This is a genomic window from Neobacillus sp. FSL H8-0543 (assembly GCF_038592905.1).
Lineage (GTDB): Bacteria > Bacillota > Bacilli > Bacillales > Cytobacillaceae > Neobacillus.
In genome coordinates, this window is record NZ_CP151943.1 from 1,887,907 (window position 1) to 1,913,746 (window position 25,840).

Here is a 25,840-nt window from a genome sequence, read left to right on the forward strand (position 1 = left end):
AGGAGAACACAAAAGGTATCACAAGCATGAGTTGATATACCTTCAAGGCTCTTTGATTGAAATTACCTCCCTATAGGATGGTAATTTTCAATGACACATTTATTAGTTTTATCAAGTTTTTGTTTAATCCTCTTTTGCAATATATTTCAGAATGTGAATAGCAACTGCACACAATTCATCATCCTGGTTCTTTATCTCAATCTTAGCCCACGATTTTTGGGTGTCATTGCAAATTTTATCAATCGTATAGATGATATAAATGGTATCGCCTATAAACACTGGCTTGATAAAACGTATAGAGTCATACCCGTAAGAAACAGCTGGAATGCTTCTCTTTTGGATAAATAATGTGGATGTAGTAGATGCATATCCTACTAGCAGCGCTCCATGGGCAATCCGTTTTTTATAGGGAGTTTTTTTCATATACTCTTCATTGACATGGTTTTCACCCAAGTCTCCCGTAATCCCTGCGAACATATAGACATCTGATTCACTAACAGTTTTACTAAAACTGACACTCTCACCAACTTGCAAATTATTCAAGTGATTCACCTTACAATTTCTCCTTGCAGGTATTGGTTCCATACGTTTTCAAACCACTCGTCATCTTCTGGAATAGGTCTTACTGGCTCCATACTGGATTCAAACTGACCTGAAGAAGTAAGGCTTGTTTCGATGATTTTATCTCTATGCGAACTATTCTCATGTTTTATTTTCCAGTTTCCGTCTAATTTCGGATGGATTTGCTCTCCCTCAGGATCGAGAACAATATAACTTCCCCTGCTGCCGCCGCCTTCCTGCAAGTATTTTTTAATGCTTGATAGGTAGGCTATTTGTGTAGCTAACAGCATTTTATTTTGAATTGAACCAAGGACTTCATTCCGGGAACAAATCTCCAGGTTCTCATCAAATTGCGTATAAAGGGCTTCTGCCTTTTCTAATGCATCTGAGACGGTGCTTAATTCTCTAATATGCGAACCTGATAAGGTCATGGTTGTCTGGATTTGTGCTCTTATCTCTTCCCCGTAAGTGGAGTCAGCGTTCACACGTTTAGAAATATCCTGATAATAGGTAAATAGCTCAGTGATTTGGTCGCTTGCTTCAGTTACAAATTGGTCGATTTGTTTAGGAGAAGACTGATAATTTGCAGCGATAAACTGGGCTGCTCTATATCCCCCAACCTGGCCACCATTTAATGAAGAACCACCAGGGCGATAGATACCATGTGTGCCATTTACTTCACCAACAGGGAATAAATGTTTTACATTCGACTCCCACCATATATTTCCTTTTAAACCGCCATTGTTATGCTGTGAACAAACGGCAATTTCAAGTGGTTCCTTATAAAGATTAATTCCTCTACTCTGATAAAATTCAATCGCTAGATTATTCATTTTTTCAAGCCGCTCGATTGGTGTGCCGAACAGGGCCCCTGATTTTTTCAGATATTCGAAGGCTTCAGGTTCAAGGTCATTCAAAGAAAAGGCGCCTATCCTGTCATCTCCTTCTGGATTGGAGCGGAAATCCATAAAGACTCTTCTGCCTTTAAGCACTCTCTCGTTATATACCAGAATATCGATAATAGATGACCCGAAATTCGTGAGTTTCCTAGCGTCAAATGGCCACTGATACCCTTTTAAAAATACGCAGGTAGCCAGTTTACCCATTGAATCAAAGTATTCATTTAAAAATTCTTGAGGATTGTTTCCATCTTGGTCTGTACTGATGTATTTAGGAACAACTTGCTGATAAGTGCCTGAAACGTTCCAGCGTACTTTGATTGAAGAAAGCCCAAACTGGGATTCTGTTAAATTATTTGCAATCGCTCCTGCAGTCAAGGCAATTCCAATACTTCCTATTTGACCCTCTGGATAGACGGAAGACTGGTACATGCCGCCAGGACCACCGATTCCCAAGACGATATTCTCACAATTTAATAATACGAGACCAAGGTTGTCAGAAACCATTTTATTTTTATTGATTGCTATAGCTCCAATTACCTTCTTCTGATTACCTTCAGTCTTGGTAAGTAAGGCAATTACTTCATGCCTATCCAGCACTGGAATTTCTTTTCCGGTCACATCTCTGGCAAGACATTCAAACATCTGGTTCGAAGTTCTTGGACCTGCAGAGGTGGCTCTTTGTTTAGGATCGTGGTCTGTTTTATAGCCGATGAAGGTTCCATATTTGTCATGAGGGAACGGAACACCCAACTGCACAAGATGATAAAACTCCTGTAATGACAGGGTGGCCTCAATCAGGGCGATATCACCATGCATTGCCCCTCCATCAAACAATGTCTTTGCCAGTTCATATGGACTATCTGCCTCTTTTCCGGAAATCGACATTTTATAGTAGGTTTGTTTATCGGAACCGGAGTTATTGGAAGCTCCTCCACCTAATCTTTCAGTTACAATCGCCATATCCTGTACTCCGAATTCGTGCAGATGGACGGCACAATTCAATGCAGCAGCACCACTTCCAATAACCAGTGTATTCATTGAATAAATTGGGACTTCTATTCCTTTTATGATCGTAGTGGTTTTTTCCATACATTCTTCCTCCTTAATTGTCGTCACCATTTGGAGTAGGTTTTTATTTCTTGATTAGCTGCCTGGAAATAATCATTTTTTGAATTTCATTCGTTCCTTCAACAATCTCCAATACCTTTGCATCTCCAAAGAACCTTGATACATCATATTCTTCCATAATTCCGTAGCCGCCGTGCATTTGCACCGCTTCATGAGCAATTTCCATTGCCGATTTAGTAGCAAACATTTTTGCCATGGACGCCTCCATGGCAAATGGCTCATTGTTATCCTTTAACACTGCCGCTTTATATGTAATCATTCTGGCAAGTTCAATTTTAGTAGCGATTTCAGCAAGCTTAAATTGTATATTTTGGAACTCGTTCAAATGCCGGCCGAACGCTTTACGCTCCTTGACATATTGTAGAGATAAATCCAGGCAACCCTGTGCTAAACCGACTGCCATAGCAGCTATCAAGAACCGGCCTGACGAAATCGTTTCAAGTGTTTGTCTATAGCCCTTTGCCTTGTCGCCTAATAGGTTTTCTTTTGGAATCCGGCAATTATCAAAGGCCAATTCACGTGTATCGTTCCCTTTAAACCCTATTTTTTGTAATTGAGGCCCAACCAGTACACCTGCTGTTTCTCTTGGAACAATAAACGTCCCTATTTCTTTTTTTCCTCTTTCATCCGTTCCCGTAACAGCTGCAACAATGATTGGACCAGTAATATCCGTTCCAGAGTTAGAGATAAATGTTTTATTTCCATTAATTATCCACTCATCTCCAACCAGTTCGGCAGTTGTTGACAGATTATTGGCATCCGAACCTGCATTTGGTTCTGTCAAAGCGATTGCACCTATTTTTTCACCAGTTAGTATAGGTGTCAGCCACCTTTTTTTTTGTTTATTTGTCCCGAAATTTGACAGCAAAGAACATACAGAAGAGTTCCCCATTATGGAATTTGCTACAGAAGGGTCAACCCTCGCTATTTCCTCATGTACAATTGAAAATGCGAGCCAGCTACCTTCTCCACCGCCATATTCTTCTGGATAAGGGACTCCCGCCAACCCCAATTTCCCCATTTCCTGATAAACTTTTGTTGGAAATCCCTTGTTGTGGCTTAACTCTTTCGCAATGGGTCTTACTTCTTTTTCTGCAAAATCTCTAGCTAGTTTTTTAATGAGTAATTCTTCATCAGTTAGATTAAAGTCCATCAGTAAAAACCGCCTTCCATCGTAATTTTTTTGTGTAAACCTCATTCTCCACTAAATAAAGGCTTTCTTTTTTCGATAAAAGCTGAAACGCCCTCTGTTTTATCTTTAGTAGAAAATAAGTAAGCCTGACTCAAGTTTTCCAACAGCATACCGACCTCCTGTGGAATGTCAGCTTGCCTTTGAATACACTGTTTTGCAAATCTTAGAGCTATAGGTGCTTTTTCGGTAATTTTCTTTGCTATATCAACTACCCGCTCTTTTAATTCAGTTTCTGCGACTACAAAGTTAATAAAACCTATTTTCTCAGCCTCGGCACCATCAATCATATCTCCAAGGAAAACGAGCTCTTTCACTTTTGCTTCACCAATAAGCTTTACTAATCGATGCGTACCTCCTGCACCAGGAATCACTCCAAGCTTACATTCAGGCAATCCAAACTTTGAACGTCCTGTCGCAATTCTTAAGTCACATGCTGCAGCCAGCTCCATTCCACCTCCAAGGGCATAACCGTCAATCGCTGCTACAGTCGGCTTTGGAAACTGGTAGATGAAATCATACAATGACTGCATCCTTGGAAATAATGCTTCAATTGGTGACATTTCATTGAGTTCCTTAATATCTGCACCGGAAGCAAACACCTTCCCTTTTCCAGAAAAAATCACAACTCTAACATCCTTCATTCCTTCAGCTTCCGTCAGGGCAGCTTTAATTTCATCCATCATTTCATCACTGAAAGCGTTGTAAGCTTCTGGTCTGTTTAATTCAATCCAATAAAGTGATTCTTCCTTATAGTGTGTAACGCTTATGAATTTTCCCATTTTCTCTCTCCCCTAATTAATTACTAAGTTATTTTTAATCCATTAATTGTCCGCCATTGACTTCAATATTTTCGCCAACCAGGTAGGTGCTTAAAGGAGACACTAAAAAAAGGACAGCATCTGCAACTTCACTTGGACTGCCTTCTCTGCTTAAAGGAATGACATTCTTGAATTGTTCCCTGGCTTCATCGCTTGTAAAACGATCATGGAAAGGTGTTGTGATCACTCCCGGAGACACAGCATTCACCAATATTCCATGGCCTACTAACTCTTTTGCCAATCCCTTTGTAAAAGCGCTGACGGCTGCTTTAGATGAAGCGTACATAGCAGCCCCTATTCCACCGCCATTACGGGCTGCAATCGAAGAAACGTTTACGATTCTCCCATTCTTTTTAACTTTCATATTTGGAATAGCATACTTTGAACATAGAAAAACCGATTTCTGATTCACGTCAACAATAGATTGCCAAAGGTCGGAGCTCATTTCTTCAATTACACATCTTTCAACCAGTGAACCAGCATTATTAACAAGAATGTCTACTTCCCCCAGTTCATCCTCTATCTTTACATACATTGCTTGTACTGCTTCCTCATTTGTCACATCACATTGATAGACTTTTGCCGTTCCTCCGTGCTCAACAATAGTGGAAACAACCTTTTGGGCTTCTTCCCTGCTGCTGTTATAATTAACTGCAACCTTTGCACCTGCTTCAGCCAATTTTAGAGCAATTGCTTTTCCAATTCCTGTTCCTGCTCCAGTTACCAAAACTACTTGATTTTCGAGATTAATAGAAATCATGATTTCCTCCTAATGTTAAAGACTTTCAAATTAAATATTACTTGTAACTCTTTTATCGACATGTTGTTTGAAAAGCATTGGGTTCATTTCCCTTAACTCGCTAGAAATAGCAGGCATAAAATCCATGTGGGCTAGGATATCTTTTTCAATGATGACTCCCGGAGCGATTTCTGTTAAGACCAAGCCTTGTTCACCTAATTCGAATACTGCCCTTTCAGTAATGAACATGACTTTTTGGCCGGTTTCTTTTGCATATTCACCCGAAAAAGTAATTTGATCTACCTGATTAACGAATTTTTTATGTTTCCCTTCATTGATGATGTTAAGCTGTCCATCTTTAATCACAATTTTTAAACCACCTGCTGTGAAAGTGCCACAAAAAATAATTTGCTTAGCATTTTGTGCTATATTAATAAAACCTCCGCAGCCAATGATTCTGTCTCCAATTTTACTTACATTCACGTTCCCAATTCCGTCTACCTGAGCCATACCTAAACAGGAAAGATCAATACCTCCCCCATCAAAAAAGTCGAATTGGGAAGGGGTATCGATGATGGCCAATGGATTTATAGAAGCACCAAATTCAATTCCGTTTGCTGGAACTCCCCCTATTACCCCTTGTTCAACTGCAAAGACGAATTCATTATTTAGTCCCATTTCTGTCGCGACCACTCCTACTGATCCAGATATGCCAACCCCCAAATTAATAACACCTTTAGCAGGGATCTCTAATGCAGCACGCATGGCAATTACCTTTCTTTCGTCGAAGGGAAGAGGCTGGATTTTTTGCAGTGGAATTTTTATCTCTCCAGAATAGGCAGGGTTATAATATGAAGCTACTGTTTGTGTTTGTTCCGGACATACAATAATCCCGTCCACTAATATTCCCGGAATTTTTACATTTTTAGGATGCAATGTACCTTGGCTGGCTAGTCTTTTTACTTGTACAAAAACTTTCCCTCCATTATTACGAACTGCTTGAGCAATTGCTAAATTTTCAAAGATAGCTGCTTCTTCTTCCATGGAAACATTGCCGTCCTCATCTGCAGTTGTTCCTCTTAAAAAAGCTATATCGACTGGGAAAGCATCATAAAAGAGTTTTTCTTGTCCTGCGACATTAACGACTTGAACTAAATCTTTTGTTGTTTTAGAATTTAATTTTCCTCCTTCAATCCGTGGATCTACAAAAGTTTTTAAGCCAACATGAGTGAATAATCCAGGTCTTTTCGCTGCAATTTCTCTAAAAAGCTGTGATAGGACACCTTGCGGAAGATTGTATGCCTCAATTTTATTCTCACTAGCCAACTTGCCCATTTTCGGTAAATAATCCCAATGACCTCCGATATCGCACTTAACTAAACCTTCATGGGCGACATGGCACATACCGCCTTCTTTTCGATCTCCAACACCCGTAATATGAACAAAGGTAAGATCTCGAGGTGACGAAGTGTTCAAAAATCTTTCTTCTAATGCCATTAATAGTGCTGTAGGTTCTGCTAGTCCCCCGCCCGCTCCTCCTACTACAACGGTACTATTATCATTAATTTTCTTGACCGCATCATCTGCAGACAATATTTTAGAACGATTCATTATCTGACACCTCTTTAATAGAATGATTTTACTAGTTGCATTAATTTCTGATTTTAGGAAAGGCATACTGATTGCATGCCTTTCCCAGCCAATCTGCTAATCTATTATTTGTAATATCCTCTCGATTCCAAAAGATCATAGATACTGTCATTTGCTTCATCCAAAGCTTCTTTAGGCGATTTCTCCCCAGCAAGCGCTTTTGAAATTGCATCCGTAATAAATTCATGAAGCCGTGGCCATTCTGGGAGAGATGGCTCAGCTTTTGCCTTCATTAGAGTTCTCTGCAAGTCCGGAAACTCAGGACGTAATTTAATGACTTCAGGATCTTCCAATACTTCTGGTATTGGAGGGAAGCCACCAGCAAGAGCATATTTTTTTGCTCCAGCAGGACTTGAAACCCATGAAATAAATTTATATGCTGCATCTTTCATTTTTGAATTAGAATTGATCGCAAGAGTCCAGGTATGGATGAATGGCTTTCCACCTGGTACATCGGCAATCGCAAACTTGTCAGAAACCTTCGGTGACGTATTGGCATCTGCTAATTGTGGGTATGCTGTATTCCATTCTACGGCCATTGCCACTTTTTCATTTTGGAATGCAGACAATACTTCAGGAAACTCATAAGTAGTAGCGTCTGGAGGAACAATTTTTTCCTTCCTAAAATTATCTACGACGTATGTTAATGCTTCTACTCCACTATCGCTATTTAAAGTAGGTTTATTATCCTTATCCAGGATTTCCCCACCCATTGCCCAGAAATATTGATACCATTCTTTTGGCTGAGTTTCTCCACGCTTTCCTTGGAAGGTCGTACCAAACTCTGTTGGTGAATCAGGATTTTGGCTTTGCGTAAACTTCTTCGCTACTTCTCTATACTCTTCCCACGTTTCAGGAGGATTTGGAATTAAATCTTTTCTATAAAATAGAAAGTGAGTACTTGTATCTAGAGGCATGGCAAAAACTTGTTCCTTGTATGTTACAGATTCGGCAACAGCAGGTATAACGTGATCCAAATTGAAATTGTTCTCTTTCATATATGAGTCAAGAGGCTCAAATTGGCCGCCTTCCCCAAATTGGCCAATATAGTTATTCAACATGAGGATAACATCTGTGCTATCTCCTTGACCTAGCAATTGGGTAGAAACCTTTTGCAAATAGCCATCACGCCCAACTTCCTGAAGATTTACTTTTATTCCTGTTTCTTTCTCAAATTCAGGAGCAACCTTTGAAAGGTTATTGTAATAAGTTCCTGAGCGTGCAATGACGTTTATTTCTTTTACATCTTCTTTGCTGTCTCCAGAACCACTTCCACTGGTGGATTGATTTTGACTTGTACCAGGAGCGCAGGCTGTTACGATTAGCACCAATACTAGGATAAGAGCTATAAGTTTTTTCTTCATACATTTTCCCCCTTTAATAAAAAATATCTATGCTTATTTCACAGCACCCATTGCAAGCCCTTTAACTAAGTGCTTTTGTACAAGCAGTGTGAAAACAAACATCGGAATCATTAGCATTGTCCCAGTTGCAGTAACAGGTCCCCAGAGAATGGCATCCTGTGTTACAAAATTTGCTGCCATTACAGGCAAAGTCTTTGCATGTTGGCCTGTCAAACTTAAAGCGAATAAAAACTCATTCCATGAATTCATGGCTGCAAATATAGCAGATACAGCCAACCCTGGTTTTGCAAGCGGTAACATTATTCTCCACATAGCGCCGAATCTAGAAGTTCCATCTATAAGAGCTGCCTCTTCCAAACTCTCAGGCAGTTCTTTTAAAAATCCCCACATTAGCCATGTAACAAAAGGTAAGTTAAATGCTACATAGGATAACGTCAATGCAAATAATGTATCAGTGCCTCCGAATTGGCGGAATAGTGCAAAAAAAGGAACGACTAAAACGATAGGCGGAAACATTTTCGTGAAGAAAACGGTAAAACTGACAAATTTCTGACCCTTCATTTTCATACGAGCTAAGCTATATCCAGCTAGCGTTCCTATAATAAGAGATAAGACAGTCGATAAAACTGTGACAATCAATGAGTTTAAAAAGTAATAAATAAAAGGTTGTGTTTCAAATACTTGTACGTAGTTTTCTACACTTGGCTTGAAGAACCAAACTGGCGGAATCTGAAATGCTTGTGTTGTAGTCTTAATAGATGTGAATATCACCCAAAAAATTGGAAATAAAAATCCCAGTAAACATACAATTACATATGTATATGCCCACTTATTTTTATACATTTAATCCTCCTCCTTAATTATCACTTTTCTGAATAAAGAGCACGGATTGCAAACCAGCAGAGTATTCCAACAATGATGGTTAAAACAATCGCTACTGCAGAAGCATAACCGAAATTAAAATCCGCAAATGCTTTTCTATGTAACAAAATCGAAACCGTTTCAGTTGACGTTCCAGGGCCGCCTCCGGTTAAGACAAAAATCTGGTCAAATACCTTAATAGATCCTGCAATTCTCATGACTAGTGCAACAATAATTACTGGCTTTAACAACGGAATGGTAACATTCCACAAGGTTTGCCATACACTTGCCCCATCCATTTGGGCAGCCTCGAATGGTTCATCTGGTAAAGATTTAATCCCCGCCAAGAAGATGATGAACATAAATCCAGTCCATTGCCACACATCTACCATGATGGTGGATGGAAGTGCAAGAGTACTGCTGGTTAACATTGAGACTTTTTCCAAGCCGATTAATGTCAATGCATAGTTTAATATTCCAAAGTTATAATCCATAATGAACTTCCATATCAAACCAACCACAACTGGCGTGACCATCATCGGAAATACAAGCAATGTAGTAAATAGCCCATGACCTACGGTTATTCGATTTACCGCTAAGGCCAGCGTTAAACCCAATATAAACTGGATCAATACACCAGCTCCTACATAAATCCCGGTCAATAACATGGATTTGTAAAATCCAGCATCCTGAAACACATTTAATATATTTTGCATTCCCACAAATGGGGGGTTCTTTAGTGTTAGAAATGTCCAGTCATGAAGGCTCAGGTAAATGGTGTATAAAATTGGATACAGGAATACGACCATCATTAAAAATATCGCTGGGAGTAATAAAATAATTTGAATTTTACTATCCACCCACGAAAGAAAGCTTCTCCTTTTTGGTTCATTAATTGTGGATGGAACTTCATATTTGATTTGCATGTGACTACCTCCCTTATTACTTTATCGTTCATTCACCTTAAATAATCTGGTGCTGAACGTCAGACATAGTTGCTTTTTTTATTTATTAATTTTCCATAGGAAAAAACTAGATAACTGAAATAGAATAATAATTAGCAAGATTGCGACTATTAACTATATATTTTATATTCAGAAAATTGATATTGTACTTTTAGTACAACATCTTAAAAATGAATAATTTATTGGGTCTTTCATAATTTACTAGTCGTTTGCCTTGCTTCTTTTACTACCGTAACAAAATCAGTAGCTTTCCTTTCAAGCTCCAATAAATAATCCTCGGTTATTTGTTTTTTAGTATTGACCAAAGAACTTCCTATTCCTGCGGCAACTGCACCCGCTTTAATGTACAAACCGACATTTGATATATCAAGCCCTCCAGTCACAATTAATGGAATATGAGGTAATGGACCATGAATATCTTTAATATAATGTGGACCAAAGACATTAGCCGGGAATACCTTTACAAAATCAGCTCCGTTTTCATATGCAGTAAGGATTTCGGTTGGTGTAAATGCACCCGGTATGCTGACGGCACCATATCTTTTTGTTAGTTTAATTGTTTCGATATTTACGGTAGGCGAGAAAATAAATTTTGCTCCTGCCATAATCGCACTTCTTGCTGTCTCCGGATCAAGGACTGTTCCTGCACCGACAATGACTTCGTCTTGTAGTTCCGAGCATACTTTATCAATTAAATCCAGCACCCTTGGAGTTTCAACGGTGATTTCTAAAGTCTTTACACCTCCATTTTTAAGTGCATTCGCAATGGCTACAATGTTAGAAGGAAGAGCTCCACGGATAACCGCAACAATGCCATTTTCTTGAATCTCATTGGTTAAATTAATTGTAATCAACTCCTTTGCCTATAAAATTAGTAACCTCTCACTCTATAAATCAGTGCCTTGGAGTAACGGCTATACGAATATGTTTTCATTCCTAAAAAGAAACTTTCACATCTTACATTCATCTCACCCCTTCCTAAATGCTAAAAATAGTACTACTCAAGATTTGCATGTCTATTCAGCATCTCGTTGTTCCTTTTTTGGTTCTTTTTCAGGCTATGTATGATAATTCCGTCAAGCAAAAGATGGACACTCTGGTCAAACTGATTTCCAAGAGGCTGGATTGTTCCTGGCTGTATAGATCGCCGGTGCTTAGTGGCAGCTGGAATAACGAGTAAATGATGACTGACACTTGCAATTTTTGAATCGCGGTTCGTTGTTACTAGAGTCACTATTGCACCAAGATCCCTTGCCCTAACTGCAAGCTCGTGAATACTGCTAGTAGAGCCTGAGCCTGAAATTAAAATTAACAAGTCTCCTTCGCTTATACTCGGTGTAATCGTTTCACCTACTACATATACTGTATAGCCTCCGTGCATGAGTCTCATCGCAAAAGCCTTTCCCATCAAGCCTGAGCGACCTTCACCATGAACAAAAATTCGTTTTGCCCTTTTAAGTTGGTTGGATACCTTTACTGCTTCCTCTTCGTCTACTTTTAAAAGAATCGAAGTGATTTCTTCACCTATTGTTCGAATAATGGTCTTCATTTAGAAATCTTCTCCTTAAAATACCTTGCAACTTTGCCTCGATCAGATGCCATCGTTATGCTGCTTCCTACAATAATGATATCCGGGTTTTTTTCGAGAATTTTAGAGAGATTTTCGATCGTAATTCCCCCTGCAACAGATACTTGAATACCTTCTATAAAATCGGAAGTTGCAAATGATTCATAATCTAATACTTTCTGTTTCTGCAAATCCTTCCCATGGTGGAGACAAAAAAGGTCGACACCCAATTCAATCAGCCTATCAATCCGTTTACAATCAGAAACACCTAGTAAATCAATCATGATTCTTTTATCGTAATACTTTGCTACCTCAAGTGAATCCATTATCGTTTGATCATTAGAAAATGCCATCACAGTTGATATATCCGCTCCAGATTTAAAAGCTTGCTGGGTTTCATGCTTTCCTGCATCACATGTTTTCATGTCCGCTACGATGGTTTTATGGGAATATCTTTCCTTCATATCCCTTACAATAGCCAGTCCATACTCTTTAATTACTCCAGTACCAATCTCGATCAAATCGATTGAACTCTCTGTTTCTTTTACAATTTGAAAACATTCTTCTCGCGTCAACCTATCGAGTGCAAGCTGCAAATACATATTTCCCACCTCAGAACTATCTTTCAATAAATTCTCTTTCTCCCATTTGGATGAGAACATCCTCGATATATGGAAGACCTTCATTGTCCCCCGATACAGATACGACCATGGAACCAATCGTATTTGCAAATTCTAACATTTTTTCAAGCGGCCAGTTGTTGATTACACCATATACAAACCCTGCATCAAAACCGTCTCCAGCGCCAACGGTATCCACAACTTTTCTGGAGTGGATAGCGGGGGCTTCAATATAACGTCCATTATGATAGCCAATTGACCCTTTTTCTCCTCTTTTTATGGCAATATGCGAAATACCATATTTCATACAAGCTTCGATAATCAGCTTCGGTTCTTTTACACCTAATAGAATCTCTGCTTCATCTTCTCCTGTTAAGATAATATCGACGTATGGCAATAATTGAGCTAATTTCATTTTTGCTTGCTCCTTACTCCAGAGTTTCAGACGAATATTCGGATCAAAGGAGATAAGGACGTTTTGTTTTTTTGCCAATTCAACCGCTTTCATGATAATCTCAAAATTCTGCTCACTCACCGCGGGAAAGACTCCGGTCACATGAAGTAATTTTACTTTCTTGAATAAATCTTCATCCAAATCATGGGGCGTCAATGTTGAAGTAGGTGAATTAGCTCGATAATAAAAAGTTCGTCCACTACCATCTTCCATGATTTCTTTAAAATTTACAGATGTCTGATACCCATCAATCAGCTTAACCTCTGATATGTCAATTCCCTCACCACGGACAAAATTTTGAATATGACGGCCAAACTCATCGTTTCCCAGACGACTAATCCAGCCGGTTTTTAATCCTAATCGTGCACATCCAATAGCAAAGTTAAGCTCTGCTCCACCAACTTTCCTATTAAAGGTTTCTACAAACCGCATTGGCCCCTTTGAAGCTGGGTTCATGGTAACCATTGCGTCCCCTATTGTTAAAATTTCTGCCATTCTCCCGTCTCCCTTTTTATATGTTCCTTCACTGTGATAAAAGGTAAAGTTAAGTATGCATTGTAGCTAGCATGATTCACGAATAATCAATTCAGGCTCAAAGCGATATGTTTGTGGTTCTTTTTCAATGTCACTGCTTTCAATTTTTGTTAATAAAAGTTCTGCCGCTTTCTTCCCCATATCAAAAGAAGGCTGTTTAATGGTTGTTATCGGGGGACTGTGAAAGTTCACGAAACTTACATCATCTATCCCGATCAAAGCAAAATCATCCGGAATTAAAAGTTTTTGCTCTTTGAAATAATATAGAATTTCCATTAATACGAAGTCATTACCAGCTAGTATTGCTTCTGGAGGTTTGGGAAGAGAAAGCATCTCTTTAAGCCCATCTTTAATTTGGTCTACCTCCAAAGCTAAAATGTATTCTTCTCTTATTGGAATACCAGCATCCTCAATTGCCTTTTTATACCCTTCAATACGCTCAGTTCTTGACGTGATATGTCGAACCAATGAATTTGTAACAATAGCGATTCGGTCATACCCTTTCTCGATAAAGTGTTGAACTGCTTTTTCTGAGGCAGCATGATTATTTAACATTATAGTATCGACAGGTATATCGGGTACAAGGCGATCCATAAATACAACAGGAAACCGTTCTTTCAAAATAGATCTATAAAGTTCTATATTCTTCGCTGTAGGGAACACAATAAGACCATCCACCTGTTTTGCTATTAACATCTCAAAATACTTTTTTTCTGTCTCATGATTATCATCTGCATTGCAAACAATAACATGATAATCATTTTCACGGCACACATCCTCGATTGCTCGAATGACTTGGGTTGAAAATGAGAGCAAAATATTCCCTACAATGACGCCAATAGTGAAGGTTTTTTTCTGTTTTAAACTTCTTGCAATTATATTTGGACGATACCCAAGTTGGCTTACAGCCTGTTCAATTCTGTCCTTAGTTACCTCTCCCATATAGTCAAAACGCATGTTTAAAAATTGCGAAACTGTACTCTTTGATACATTCGCATGTTTAGCAACATCGGCGATCGTAACCCTTTTCATACACACCTTCCTCAGAAATATCATTTTAGTAATTCGGTTTAGTAATTCGGTTTAGTAATTCGATTTAGTTAGATTATAATTCAAGAGGCAAGAAGTTTGCAATAGAATATTCAAAAAATTCTTAATTTATATACTCGGTTAAAAATAGTTCTTAAAAAAATTACTTGAATGCGATATTGATAGAATCTTGTTTGAAGATTATAGTATGATCCGTGACTATCAGGCCATCGTCAGCACCTGCATCCTTCTTTTCACTTGATAGAGTGATATGGTTAAAACTTTCAATCAACTCTTTAATGAAAGGGGCTGTACGCCCCATTTTTGGTGTAAGGGCTGGTGCCACGGGAACGGTTCTCCTGGTTCATAATCTGGTAGGTCTCCACCGCCTTGCTCTAGTAACCGCAAAAAAAACAGAACCGTCCCTATGGCTAAAACAAGCCACGAGGACGGTTCAAATACAGATAGCAAAGAAGGCCACTGAAAAATATCAGCGGCTTCCTTTTTAATAGGTTTCATAAATAATTTCCCCTGTCCGGGATGTATCATAATCTCCTAAAGAGTTTACTTCAGACTGAAACTGATTGGATGTTAAAATTTCCTTTACGGTATTTATCAGTTGTTCTGTTTTTGGGGTTTTTAGAATAACCAGGTCATACTGTTCTGTAATTAATGGAACAAAATCAATTCCAACTATTTTCGCAGCTTTTTGAATTCCCACTCCTACATCAGCGATCCCAGTCGAGACAGCGGAAGCCACACTTAAATGGTTGGTCTCTTCGTGATCATATCCCTTAATGTTCCGAGAAGGATTCCCCGTGATTCTGAGTTGTTCATCAAGCAGAATTCGTGCTCCTGATCCTTTCTCTCGATTTATAATTTTCACATCTTCACGTTTTAAATCAGTCCAAAAAGTGAGGTTTAAAGGATTGCCCTTTTTAACGTAAAAACCTGCATTTCTTGAGAGAAGATTGACTAATACAAAAGGATAGCCTACCAATATTTTTTTATGTATGGCAGATTATACTCTCCTGTATCCCAGTCAAACAGATGCAAGCTAACAATGTCGCAATCTCCATTGTACATAGAGATTAGGCTATTTAGACTTCCTGTAAAAGATCTTAATGGTTTATAGTCTGAATTCTTCTCAATATGTTGACCTAATATATCTAAAACTAGGTCCTGTCCGCTAATGACTATGTTGTCGGATTCCTTTGTTTTGTTCCTGGTTGAATCGGCAACAGAGGGTGAAGAGGAAGTATTTTGACCCGTCTTATGTTTTTTTATAAAAACGTCCAAGTCTTTTGCATCAATTCTCATCCGTCTGCCTACACGGAATACAGGTAGTTCCCCTTTTTTCACAAGGTCATAAAGGGTTAGTTTCGATACCTTTAATAGCTGCGACACCTCTCCTAGTCTCCAGCAACAACCAAAAAGCCACTAGAACCGTCCCTATGGCTCCAATCATTTAATAACCCCTATACTCTTCCCAGCAGTAATAGCTTGAATTCGATTCCGAACCTGCAATTTACTAAAGATATTAACAATATGATTTTTGATGGTTCCTTCTTTTAGCTTGAGGTGGGAGGCTATTTCTTTATTATTCAACCCGTTACTGATTAATTGCAGGATTTCAATCTCTCTTCTGGTCAATGGGTCAATCAATGGTCCAAATTCACTTCCACATTCGCGATTCCCCTCTACGCCATCGACAATCTCACCATATGCACGTTGAACAGTCATCCGCAATCGCTCTTCCGAAATTGGCTTAATGATGTAATCAAACGCAAAAACATCAAACGCAGCCAATGCATATTCCTTATAGGAGGTCACAAACACAATCTTACTTGCGCAGCCACTCTCCCTGACCCGCCTCGAAAAATCAAGGCCATTTTCTCCTCGCATATTAATATCAACGAAGAGTAAGTCAACCTTATGTTCCGTCAGAAAAGAAAAGGCCGTTGCTGTTTCTTGGAAGCAGCACATCACCTCGACACCATCAAGCTTCGCGAGCATCCGTGTCAGAATCAAATGCATGGCCTTTTCATCATCAACAATGATTACCTTCATCATCCATTACCCTCTCCTAACTCCAGATGATTTCTTGGCAGCGAGAAAGAAAAGACACTCCCCTGCTTAACACCAGGTTTGAACCATATATCCCCACCATTGATTCGAATAAATTCTCTGCACAGTGTAAGTCCCAGACCAAGCCCTCGTTCCCCTGACGTCCCCGTAACAGGTGTCGGAAACTCCTCCATTAATAAATGACTAACCTGCTCAGGTGCAATACCGATCCCGGTGTCACTGACAGAAACAGTAACGGTATCCCCCTTTTTCACGGCTGTTACTTCAATGCGCCCGCCATCCTCGGTAAATTTAATCGCATTCGTAAGCAGATTTCGAATGATGACATTCAACATTTCCATATCCGCATACACAAGCGTTTCCATCGGCACCTTGGATAGGAGCTGAATTCTTTTTCGATCATAATGAACCTGTAACAAGCGAATTTGCTTCTGAACGATTTCAGATAGATTTCCAACAATCGGGTTAAACACCATTCCACCCCTCTGTGACCGAAACCAATCAAGCAAACTTTCGACAAGGGTATACGTATTTTCAAGCTGTTGGTCCATCGCCTCGACCACTTCCTCATGCTTCACACCGCAGACCTTCATTTCATCTCGCAGCAAATCCATCAAATTGATCAGTATGGCAAGAGGATCACGGATATCATGTGCCACAACCGTAAACATCTTATCTTTAAAAGTGTTCAACTCTCTCAATTGCCTTTCATTGATCCGCAGCGTCTTTTCTGCGAGAACCGATTCCGTTACATCACTTAATAAAATCATTTTTCCAATCAGCGTTCTTTTTCGATTCGAAACCTGGGACACCTGAACATGATAATAAGCAGTCCTTGTCCCACAGACCATCTTTACTCTGCCTTCAGGAACGGAATCAACGACCAGCCTCTCGAGCAAATCAGGATCATCCTTAAATAGGTGATCACCTGGCATCCCCATGGCTTTTTTCGCATGTAAGATCGGAAATATTTCCACTGAAGCACGGTTAAAGCTTATGACCCGATCATCTAAATCAAAGACAATAACCGCATCCTTCATCGATTCAAATACCTTTTGCGATGCCACTGGGACAAGGTTTAGCATGTTATATTGATAAATCCCCCATGTATAAAAGATCCCTGAGAACAAGAAGCCAAATGGAGAAAAATCAATCGGTGAAGGAAGAAGGCCAGTTAAATAAAGCAGGGTTATTCCAAAAGGTGCGGCTGAGCCAATCATCATGAAAGCAATTTGCTTTTTCATATGTAGAGCAGATTTCCTATACATCTGAATCAGCAGCCACATCCCAATCATGAATAGGAGATAGGAATAAGCAACATGAAGTAGGTAAAAAGGCCCCACTTCCATCGTGGCATGGGGGGAGCCTGTGGAGGTGTCAATACTCATGCTGGTGTAAAAAAGCTGATGCCACTCATTCGTATAATACATAATAAACGTAGTAAGAGGAGTAAAGGCTAACAACGCTAATTCCCACTTACGAAGAAACCTCTTATGGTTGGTATAGTACAGCACCATCGCGAACCAAATAAACGGACCGAATGAAATCCCGATATATTCAACCTTTAGCCAAAATTGAATACTCTCCAAATCGGAACTACTAATCTCAAACGCGTACCCAAATGAGTAAAAGGAACTAGCAATCATACCAAAGAAGAGACTAATTGATATCGGATTCTCCCTTTTCCGCCATGCAAGGAACGCGATAAATAAAGATCCACAGGTGGTAACAAGTAGGAGCACGGATATATAAATGTTATTGGCCATTTTTCCATATCCCCTAATTAAAAATTTTAAATATTCAATAATATTATACACCAACTAGAAACGAAGCGACGATTCTAACATGCTTCTAACTGAATGTTTTTCCCTTCAACAAGCCATTCCCAACTATGTTTTCACTAGAATACGAGAAAAAAGGAACAGCATCATGGCTATTCCCTTCTCTATTCTCCAATTGATCATCAAAAACTTGATCTTCACTACAAACCTGTTGATTACTCTCTAGTAACCTGGTTATTCTTTTTCATTTGCTCAAAGAATTCCCGAACGGAATCGATAGATAAACCCATATCCCTAGCTTCTCGGAGTAATTCCTCCCATTGATTTTGTATGTTGGTTTCCATTACATCACCTTTGACTTTAGGAGTTTAGTTGGTGTACAAGGAGAGTAGTCATGAGGTATACCAACACTAGAGGCAGTTGATTGAACGAACAATTTACATTTCAAATGAATAACCCTCCATCGTTTACGGTATTTTCTGACAACTCATACTATACACCTATTCCATTTGAATAAAATGTAACTAAAGTCATTTTTCAGCAAAAAACTGGGACGGTACTTTTTTATTAAAGACTGTTTTCGCATAGATGGTTGTTTTTCTTACTAATTATATTAACGCCTTTATAGAAGTTACTTAGGGTTCGGACTCGATTGCCTTGGGTTCAACAAACCTGTCCGAAGTTACGTAAAAAGCGTGATGAACGACAAAACGCAATCAGACGGTGGTGGAAATGTCGTTCATAAAGGTGATGAACGACAAAACGCAGTTAGACGGTAATGGAAATGTCATTCATAAGGGTGATGAACGACAAAACGCAATCAGACGGTAGTGGAAATGTCGTTCATAAAGGTGATGAACGACAAAACGTAGTTAGATGGTAATGGAAATGTCATTCATAAGGGTGATGAACGACAAAACGCAGTTAGACGGTAATGGAAATGTCATTCATAAGGGTGATGAACGACAAAACACAGTCAGACGGTAGTGGGAATGTCGTTCATAGGGGTCATGAACGACAAAACGCAGTTAGACGGTAGTGGGAATGTCGTTCATAAGCGTGATGAACGACAAAACGCAGTTAGACGGTAGTGGGAATGATGGAGTTACCTCAGGTCGGACTCGAATGGTCTCCAATTATCCTAACATCCTCAAAGTCCCATTAAAATGAACACAATTTAATACAGGAGCAACAAATTTTACAAAAAGAGCCTTATTAAAAAACCAATAAGAACACGTCAGCATTGTTATACTAGTAGGAGAGAACAACCGAAATACTATACTTGGAAGGCTGGTAATTAAATTGACCTTTTATCGTTCATTAACACCTTTTTATGATGAGATTTTTCCTACTAATGTAAAAGCTCTGAATTTTTTAAGATCCAACTTTAAACAGGGAGGATTATTGCTCGACGTGGGTGCAGGTACAGGTAATATGGCACTCTATTTGGCAGAGGAAGGATTTAACGTGATCGCCACGGAACCAGAGAAAACAATGGCTCAGCAAATTCGTGAAAAAGCAACCAACCCTTCCATCCAGGTATATACTAAAACCATGCAGCAAATAGAAGAATTTGAAGAAACCTTTGACGGTATATATTGCATTGGAAACACGCTCGTTCACCTAAACAATGTAGAGGAAATCAACGAATTCCTTCAGCAAGTATACAGAAAGTTAACAGACGATGGCTTATTCATTTGCCAAATTGTCAACTTTGATAAAGTATTGTCTCAGCAGGATTTTTCATTCCCTGTCATTCAAAAGGAAACCTTTGAATTTAAACGCCAGTATGACTTAAAGGGTGATAAGGTTGCATTCACAACTACACTAACATCCGCTGGGCAATCCTTTTCTAATACAACTACTTTATATCCTGCCACATCCAAACAATTACTGCCTATTCTAAAAAATTGCGGGTTTCAAACTATCGAAACATACGGAAACTTTGAAAAGATCCCTTTTTCAGTAAACTCACCAGCATTCATTTTAGTTGCCAAAAAATGAGCCAGATAAAGGGTTTACTTAAGAGGTGCACGACCTCTTTTTGCTAAGCAAATGCCAGAGAATTTGACAACAAAAAAACATAGAAAAGAGTGCTTTTTTGATAGAAATTACACTCCTTTTTACTTTGGCTGATTGAGGACAGTTAGACAGATTTCAAAGCAGGTTTGTCCTCAAGAGAGCTGATTGAGGACAGTCTTACTGATTTCAAAACAGGTTTTGTCCTCAAGAGAGCTGATTGAAGACAGCTAGACTGATTTCAAAGCAGGTTTTGTCCTCAAGAGAGCTGATTGAGGACAGCTAGACTGATTTTAAAACAGGTTTTGTCCTCAAGAGCGGTGATTGAGGACAGTCTTACTGATTTCAAAGCAGGTTTTGTCCTCAAGAGCGGTGATTGAGGACAGTCTTACTGATTTCAAAAAAGGTTTTGTCCTCAAGAGCGGTGATTGAGCAGTATTTCTACCGACAATTTTTTGAAGAAATATTCCCCAATTGGTACCAAACCCTTTATACAACAACAAAAATGGCATACGTCAATTTGCATGCCATTTTGTGTCTTCGTGAACCCTCTAGGTGCAAGAGGACGGTTCTTTTTTCGAGCAAATGGGACGGCTCCACTAACAACCAAAAAACCCACCAGAACCATCCCCTTGGCACATCCTTGGCCATTCCCCCGATCCTAAACCATCTGCACCAACACGGTCGGGTCTTTTATCTTATGATCCTCGGCAAGCATAACAATCTTAGAGGTGATTTCAGCAGTTTTCGGGTCATCGTCGATAAATGGCAGGAACAACCGGCCTCGATGCTGGGAGTGAATAGGGAGGATTGCTATGGCACCGTTTGCCATTTTATGAACAACCCCGCTGCCAAGATGGACCGTATATTCACCAAGTTTCCCCTTCACCAACGCATGCGAACCTTTCAGCTCAACATTGGTTAGTTTTAGTAACCTCAGCAATTCGCTCATGATTGCTGCTCTCATTTCAATCGTCGATAGACTTGCTTCTGGATCAACGCCGCCTACATGAGCGACACTGACGACTAAATCAATATCCCGCATGATTTCAGAAAACAGTACCTCTGGGACATCCACAAACGGAACCGATTTTCCTGTATTCCTGTCGGAAAATTGAACTCCCTCGATCGTTGGTGCCTCTACATCGGCAGGTGAATACCAGTCTGCCATTGCATAGATATGGGCAAGAATGTTTTCCTTATAATATACCTTTTGAAGACCTTCATCATAGCTGACCGTCCAGCCTCTGCTTTTAAGAAGGGCAGCCGCCTTTCTTGGCTGAATTTGATGGCCATCGTATCGAGACGAAATCACACGCGACGCGAGCTCATCGGCATTCGGTCTATATAATTCCCTAAATACCTGTTTAAAAGGCTGGATTATTCCTCTATCAAAAATATCCTTCTGAAAAGCGGCCCATTTTCCGCTTTTATAAAGATGAACAGGATGAGCAATCACACAGACATCCTCATGCCCTATTTCAAAAATCTCTCCATCGCATCCAACAAGCGCCCCATCCTTAATATAGCCTAAATGGTCACCCGATTGAAAAACAAGATGCTGCAATAACGGATAGATAACCGGATGCTCCGAAAGCCCCTCAAGCTCACTCGCAGTAAATCCATCCCCTGCCTCCATCGCTTTTTCCAGCATGGTTCGGGCTCGTGAATACTGCTCCTTTAATGACCTGTGAACCGCCTTTAGTTCTTTCACATACTCATGATTCTTAAACCTTGGCGGAATACTCTTGAGCGACTTCCCGTCCTTCCCGACAGCAACCGTTGCTCGGCCCCATTCATCAATCGCAAGATGCAATTCAACATCCTCAACCATGGCTGGTTTTAAGAAAGGTTCAATCGCTCGAATTTTTTCCGTTTCCATATACCAAGTGAACCGGTTGGTATCGGAAAAACCTGCATTTCGCGCAAGATTTTCCAACGAAAGCGCAACAGCCTTCCCCTCGCTGGCACGGCGCTGGGCACCAAACTGCTTGCTTTCTTTTAAAAATACATGGAGGTATTCATAACGATGTAAGGCTTCTTTTTTCTCCTTGCTTAAAGGGATCAATCCATAGCAAAGCACATAGTCCTTATTTCTTTTTCCCGCTATAATTTCTTCCACCTTCGCTTCCGTAAGCTTTCCTAACATCGCATCGGTAAACAGCTGGGATCGTTTATGCAGACCGCCCCCTGCAATATATTTCGCACTAGTGTAAACCACCTTAAATCGTTTTTCACCCAATAACGCAAACGCTTCTTTAAACCAATCAATATCAAAAGCTCCACTTTTTAAGTCCTCTGGAGAAATCGGCGAATAGCGCGCCACAATCGTTTGTTTTTCATTTGAAAAAGCTTCATTGATATGTGCATGGAAATACCAACCTGCTGACTTTAGCCCTGGCCAGTTCAAATACTTTTCTACAATATCCAGCCATTGCGGCGAATACATAGCAGCATCCACAAGTTGCTGATCCGTCACCTTTCTTTTTCCCAAAAGCTCCTTCAGCGTATGCTCATCCTCACCCTCGGACGGATAACAGTTTTTCAACAAATGGCTGAAAATTTCCTTCTTGGTACTATCGTCACCGACAAAATTATAGCCGCGAACATAGGTATCCTTTCCGGCACCGATTAGAATATCCACAAAGAATTTAGTACCCGAGACACGATAAATCTTCGAGACCAACCGACTTACCTCTGTTGTCATATCTCCCCGCTTCAGTTCGATGCTGACTAACCGGTCCACCGTCTTTTGACAAACCTCATTGAGCTTCTGACAGGCAGCAACCGTTTTATGCAGATAAAATTCGGAATGGGTTATGGTGCGTAAATTTTCAGGACTTAACGGCCGGCCGCATAGCTCGGTATACAATTCGTTTTCATCCACCAGGCCCATCGTATAGGCTTTTTCAAAATCCGCTAACTGAATACAGGTATGGGAGGTAAAGCCTGATGCCTTATACAAGCCATACCCGATTTGGAAAACGTCTTTAAAATCCTGATCCTCCCCGCTGCTAAAAGCGCGCATATGGCTATACCAAAATGAGATCTCCTGTGCATTCACCAATTTATTCGAATGGCCACCATAATAATAGTGGCCTGTTGCCTCTGCCTTTTCGAACTCCTCAGCAAAGCGATAGGCAGGGATTTGATGATATAAAAAGCAGACCATATCCCGGCACAGTTCAAATATTTCCGTACGAGGACATTCATTTAATAGGGCATCAAAAATAGTAAAAATATGACTTGCGTAAGGCAGGCTCGCCTTAAACTCATTAAATTCTTTTTCCTTTATCGGAAACAGCTGTTTGAGCAATTTCTCGTACCAATCCCTTTTCACTTGATACGAATAATGATTAAAACTAGAATAGAAAAGGATTTCTAATAGTTTTCTGGTGGATAAATCATGCTCCTTGGCAGCGTCCCTCCACACCTCAGGCAGCGGATAATCCTCTAGTGTTAAATCACCATCCCGATTACTGCGGCTGCGGATACTTCTTAGACTATACTCTCCACCAAGGATGACTTTCTCCCGTCCCCCGTTCCAGCTTTCAACCTCGTATTCTACCTCTCGATGTTGATCAACCAAGCTGCTAAACGCCAGCAAAATCTTTTTAATCTCCTGAAAGGACGAAGCTATTAAATCCTTACTAGAAAAGCCTGAAGGCACTGGTATCGCGGGTAGGGAGAGCTGCTGTTTAGGATCATAAAGCCCAAACCCCTCCACTATCGAAAAATCACTTTCTGTTATTTTTTCGACCAATACCTTGGCTGTTTGGGAAGTATCAGAAAGCGAGGCTGCTAGCTGTCTGCACTCATCTGCAATCCTTTCCATCCTTGGATTCTTATCAATCGCCGCAATCATATCCAGGCCGGCAAGCTGTTTATGTTCGTTTTTATCGGTAACAAGCCGTTTAACACTGCCAACTAGCTCTTTAGGAGGTTGCTCAAGCAATAGGGAAAGGGCATTTTTTCGCAAATCACCTGCCTTATATTGAAGTAATTCTTCAATCATCCGATAATCCTCAGGTGCTAAGGATAACTTCTTCACCATTAGCAAAGCAGTCGAACGGACATGTGAACTCTTATCTCCCAAAAATTCAATCAGCGCCGTTTTTTGTTTAAGCGTTTTCGGATTTTGTAAAAAGAAAGTCAGAAACGTTGACCGGGTTCCCACACTCATATAACCTCTGTAATCGAGCAGTAAATCAACCTTTTCATTGTCTGGATGATCGGTGAAGGTCTGCAGCATTTTACCAAGAATCTCATCACGGGTAACGACAATTCGACACCACGGAAACGGACTTTCTGTAAACGTTTTTTCTTTTTTCGGCATACTGTCTAGCATGTCTTTAAGCTTTTCAAACAGTTCCTCCGAGCTGCAAATCCCTTCAATCTCCTGATATTTATTTAGGTCCTCTCGAGTCGAATAATTATTTGCGTCACTAAAAAGATTCTTAACGACACAGCTTTTCACCTCTAAATCAGGATCATCTAACAGAGGTACCGCATAGCCGTGCTGAAAACGCGGAATCTGAAGCTGCTGTAGAAAGTAGAGAGCGGTTAATCGTTTATATTTTTCAGCTGCAGCACTCAATTCCGTAATCCTGCATTCAACCAACGCAACATCAGTAAACGCTAGCGACCACAATCCCATATAAATTAGCATCGTATCGCTGCTCTTCAAGCATTCTTCCTGATACTCGTTTTGAGTCAGACATCTGTAGGCAGTTACGAGGCATTTTTTTATAACGGCAGGTTTCTCCGCAGTTATTCCGAGACCCGTCCAAACATCAAGGGCGCGAACAACCGATGAATAACGAACCAAATCATGATCAAGAATGATCTTTAGTAAATACAGAAAGCCTTCCTTTGACCCTTCGTCCATACATTCCACAATCGTTTGGCGCAGACCCTCCTGAAGCTTGGCGGCAAGCAGCAGATCGCCCGCCCATTTATGCGCCTTTTCACTACGGCTCATGACCAATCCTTTAATGATCTCACGGGTGAGCAGACCAGTGTTGTTCTCTCCATATACCATTTCCTCAAAGGTGCTCATTACCTCTTCATTGTTCTCATCAATCTCCAACGCTAAAAGGTCTGGAAGCACAGGGTTGCCGGTGAAACGATTATTTTTCTCTGAAAAATACGTCTTGTAGGAAAAATTTTCCGCTGCCATTCGAAGCATCCCATGAAGCTTGTCAATCGCAGTAGAAAGATAGATAGAATCATAGGTTTTGGTACGAAAGGAACGCCGCTGTTCTCCCAGCAAGTAGGTATAGTGGTGACTGTTATCCCAGATGGTTTTAAACTTCCTTGCGCCTTCCTTACCAAAGAGGGTAACCAGAACCTTAAACTCTGAATCTGCAAAAACACTCGATAGCCCAGCAGTATTCCCATTCCATAAAGCATGAGTTAGCTGATTCTGTCTCTTGTTCCTTTCAGCATAGTCAAAATCCTTAATCGTATAACAGGAGATGATTGCGTTTAAAATCTGCTTATTTCGGCCAAGAGTAAAAATGGACTTAGCCTTTAGCTTTTCCACATATTTTTTCATTGCCTCATTGC

The 25,840-nt window shown here is 40.1% G+C and carries 20 protein-coding genes and 1 pseudogene; 1 reads left to right on the forward strand and 20 read right to left on the reverse strand.

Features of this window, described 5'->3' with window-relative positions:
- Window positions 1-123 precede the first annotated feature (123 nt).
- From NSS81_RS09460 to sinI, 19 genes and pseudogenes are all read right to left on the reverse strand, one after another.
- The gene (locus NSS81_RS09460; protein WP_342433248.1) at window positions 124-552 is read right to left on the reverse strand and encodes a MaoC/PaaZ C-terminal domain-containing protein; all 429 of its coding nucleotides are present in this window, start codon (window positions 550-552) and stop codon (window positions 124-126) included.
- Window positions 549-2,552 carry an FAD-binding protein gene (locus NSS81_RS09465; RefSeq protein WP_342433249.1) on the reverse strand — a complete coding sequence of 668 codons (2,004 nt, stop codon included), beginning with the start codon at window positions 2,550-2,552 and terminating at the stop codon, window positions 549-551. Before NSS81_RS09465 ends, NSS81_RS09460 begins: the two co-directional genes overlap by 4 nt.
- A 43-nt stretch (window positions 2,553-2,595) precedes the next feature.
- Window positions 2,596-3,744, reverse strand: coding sequence for an acyl-CoA dehydrogenase family protein (locus NSS81_RS09470; protein ID WP_342433250.1), 1,149 nt, complete (start codon window positions 3,742-3,744; stop codon window positions 2,596-2,598).
- Between the two features lie 41 nt (window positions 3,745-3,785).
- Entirely contained in the window at window positions 3,786-4,562 is a 777-nt protein-coding gene (locus tag NSS81_RS09475) for an enoyl-CoA hydratase-related protein (RefSeq protein WP_342433251.1), read from the reverse strand.
- Between the two features lie 34 nt (window positions 4,563-4,596).
- Window positions 4,597-5,361, reverse strand: coding sequence for an SDR family NAD(P)-dependent oxidoreductase (locus NSS81_RS09480; RefSeq protein WP_342433252.1), 765 nt, complete (start codon window positions 5,359-5,361; stop codon window positions 4,597-4,599).
- A gap of 30 nt (window positions 5,362-5,391) precedes the next feature.
- Window positions 5,392-6,951 carry a CoA-transferase gene (locus NSS81_RS09485; protein WP_342433253.1) on the reverse strand — a complete coding sequence of 520 codons (1,560 nt, stop codon included), beginning with the start codon at window positions 6,949-6,951 and terminating at the stop codon, window positions 5,392-5,394.
- 104 nt (window positions 6,952-7,055) lie between these two features.
- Window positions 7,056-8,354, reverse strand: a complete 1,299-nt coding sequence (locus NSS81_RS09490; protein WP_342433254.1) for a sugar ABC transporter substrate-binding protein — start codon at window positions 8,352-8,354, stop codon at window positions 7,056-7,058.
- A 33-nt stretch (window positions 8,355-8,387) separates the two neighbouring features.
- Window positions 8,388-9,197 carry a carbohydrate ABC transporter permease gene (locus NSS81_RS09495; RefSeq protein ID WP_342433255.1) on the reverse strand — a complete coding sequence of 270 codons (810 nt, stop codon included), beginning with the start codon at window positions 9,195-9,197 and terminating at the stop codon, window positions 8,388-8,390.
- 20 nt (window positions 9,198-9,217) lie between these two features.
- Entirely contained in the window at window positions 9,218-10,141 is a 924-nt protein-coding gene (locus tag NSS81_RS09500) for a sugar ABC transporter permease (protein WP_342433256.1), read from the reverse strand.
- Between the two features lie 230 nt (window positions 10,142-10,371).
- Window positions 10,372-11,025: a bifunctional 4-hydroxy-2-oxoglutarate aldolase/2-dehydro-3-deoxy-phosphogluconate aldolase gene (gene eda, locus NSS81_RS09505; RefSeq protein WP_342433987.1), complete on the reverse strand. Its 654-nt coding sequence runs from the start codon at window positions 11,023-11,025 to the stop codon at window positions 10,372-10,374.
- A 152-nt stretch (window positions 11,026-11,177) separates the two neighbouring features.
- On the reverse strand, window positions 11,178-11,729 hold the full coding sequence (hxlB, locus tag NSS81_RS09510; RefSeq protein ID WP_342433257.1) for a 6-phospho-3-hexuloisomerase: 552 nt from the start codon (window positions 11,727-11,729) through the stop codon (window positions 11,178-11,180).
- Complete coding sequence (gene hxlA / locus NSS81_RS09515; protein ID WP_342433258.1) at window positions 11,726-12,349, reverse strand: 3-hexulose-6-phosphate synthase; 624 nt, start codon at window positions 12,347-12,349, stop codon at window positions 11,726-11,728. Before hxlA ends, hxlB begins: the two co-directional genes overlap by 4 nt.
- Before the next feature lie 16 nt (window positions 12,350-12,365).
- Window positions 12,366-13,316 (reverse strand): sugar kinase, encoded by a 951-nt coding sequence (locus NSS81_RS09520; RefSeq protein WP_342433259.1) that lies wholly within the window; start codon window positions 13,314-13,316, stop codon window positions 12,366-12,368.
- Between the two features lie 66 nt (window positions 13,317-13,382).
- Window positions 13,383-14,387, reverse strand: coding sequence for a substrate-binding domain-containing protein (locus NSS81_RS09525; RefSeq protein ID WP_342433260.1), 1,005 nt, complete (start codon window positions 14,385-14,387; stop codon window positions 13,383-13,385).
- A 285-nt stretch (window positions 14,388-14,672) separates the two neighbouring features.
- Entirely contained in the window at window positions 14,673-14,903 is a 231-nt protein-coding gene (locus NSS81_RS09530) for a hypothetical protein (RefSeq protein WP_342433261.1), read from the reverse strand.
- A pseudogene (locus NSS81_RS09535) lies at window positions 14,890-15,791 on the reverse strand (helix-turn-helix transcriptional regulator). Before NSS81_RS09535 ends, NSS81_RS09530 begins: the two are co-directional and overlap by 14 nt.
- Before the next feature lie 57 nt (window positions 15,792-15,848).
- A complete protein-coding gene (locus tag NSS81_RS09540; protein WP_342433262.1) occupies window positions 15,849-16,457 on the reverse strand; it encodes a response regulator transcription factor in 609 nt (202 codons plus the stop codon).
- Entirely contained in the window at window positions 16,454-18,238 is a 1,785-nt protein-coding gene (locus NSS81_RS09545) for a histidine kinase N-terminal 7TM domain-containing protein (protein ID WP_342433263.1), read from the reverse strand. The genes NSS81_RS09540 and NSS81_RS09545 overlap by 4 nt, the downstream gene beginning before the upstream one ends.
- 230 nt (window positions 18,239-18,468) lie before the next feature.
- Window positions 18,469-18,597, reverse strand: coding sequence for a DNA-binding anti-repressor SinI (sinI, locus tag NSS81_RS09550; RefSeq protein WP_342433264.1), 129 nt, complete (start codon window positions 18,595-18,597; stop codon window positions 18,469-18,471).
- Between the two features lie 958 nt (window positions 18,598-19,555).
- On the opposite strand from sinI, the gene NSS81_RS09555 reads away from it, so the two are divergent.
- The gene (locus NSS81_RS09555) at window positions 19,556-20,257 is read left to right on the forward strand and encodes a class I SAM-dependent methyltransferase (protein WP_342433265.1); all 702 of its coding nucleotides are present in this window, start codon (window positions 19,556-19,558) and stop codon (window positions 20,255-20,257) included.
- A gap of 676 nt (window positions 20,258-20,933) precedes the next feature.
- Here NSS81_RS09555 and NSS81_RS09560 read toward each other — a convergent pair.
- Window positions 20,934-25,829 (reverse strand): DUF4132 domain-containing protein, encoded by a 4,896-nt coding sequence (locus NSS81_RS09560; protein ID WP_342433266.1) that lies wholly within the window; start codon window positions 25,827-25,829, stop codon window positions 20,934-20,936.
- Between the last annotated feature and the right edge of the window lie 11 nt (window positions 25,830-25,840).

Coding starts and splice junctions, on each gene's coding strand:
- NSS81_RS09495 (WP_342433255.1), bottom strand. CDS start 9,197: ATGTATAAAAATAAGTGGGCATATACATATGTAATTGTATGTTTACTG.
- NSS81_RS09530 (WP_342433261.1), bottom strand. CDS start 14,903: ATGAAACCTATTAAAAAGGAAGCCGCTGATATTTTTCAGTGGCCTTCT.
- NSS81_RS09475 (WP_342433251.1), bottom strand. CDS start 4,562: ATGGGAAAATTCATAAGCGTTACACACTATAAGGAAGAATCACTTTAT.
- NSS81_RS09480 (WP_342433252.1), bottom strand. CDS start 5,361: ATGATTTCTATTAATCTCGAAAATCAAGTAGTTTTGGTAACTGGAGCA.
- NSS81_RS09560 (WP_342433266.1), bottom strand. CDS start 25,829: ATGAAAAAATATGTGGAAAAGCTAAAGGCTAAGTCCATTTTTACTCTT.
- NSS81_RS09540 (WP_342433262.1), bottom strand. CDS start 16,457: ATGATGAAGGTAATCATTGTTGATGATGAAAAGGCCATGCATTTGATT.
- NSS81_RS09500 (WP_342433256.1), bottom strand. CDS start 10,141: ATGCAAATCAAATATGAAGTTCCATCCACAATTAATGAACCAAAAAGG.
- NSS81_RS09520 (WP_342433259.1), bottom strand. CDS start 13,316: ATGGCAGAAATTTTAACAATAGGGGACGCAATGGTTACCATGAACCCA.
- NSS81_RS09545 (WP_342433263.1), bottom strand. CDS start 18,238: ATGGCCAATAACATTTATATATCCGTGCTCCTACTTGTTACCACCTGT.
- NSS81_RS09470 (WP_342433250.1), bottom strand. CDS start 3,744: ATGGACTTTAATCTAACTGATGAAGAATTACTCATTAAAAAACTAGCT.
- NSS81_RS09465 (WP_342433249.1), bottom strand. CDS start 2,552: ATGGAAAAAACCACTACGATCATAAAAGGAATAGAAGTCCCAATTTAT.
- hxlA (WP_342433258.1), bottom strand. CDS start 12,349: ATGTATTTGCAGCTTGCACTCGATAGGTTGACGCGAGAAGAATGTTTT.
- hxlB (WP_342433257.1), bottom strand. CDS start 11,729: ATGAAGACCATTATTCGAACAATAGGTGAAGAAATCACTTCGATTCTT.
- NSS81_RS09490 (WP_342433254.1), bottom strand. CDS start 8,354: ATGAAGAAAAAACTTATAGCTCTTATCCTAGTATTGGTGCTAATCGTA.
- NSS81_RS09485 (WP_342433253.1), bottom strand. CDS start 6,951: ATGAATCGTTCTAAAATATTGTCTGCAGATGATGCGGTCAAGAAAATT.
- NSS81_RS09525 (WP_342433260.1), bottom strand. CDS start 14,387: ATGAAAAGGGTTACGATCGCCGATGTTGCTAAACATGCGAATGTATCA.
- sinI (WP_342433264.1), bottom strand. CDS start 18,597: ATGGAAACCAACATACAAAATCAATGGGAGGAATTACTCCGAGAAGCT.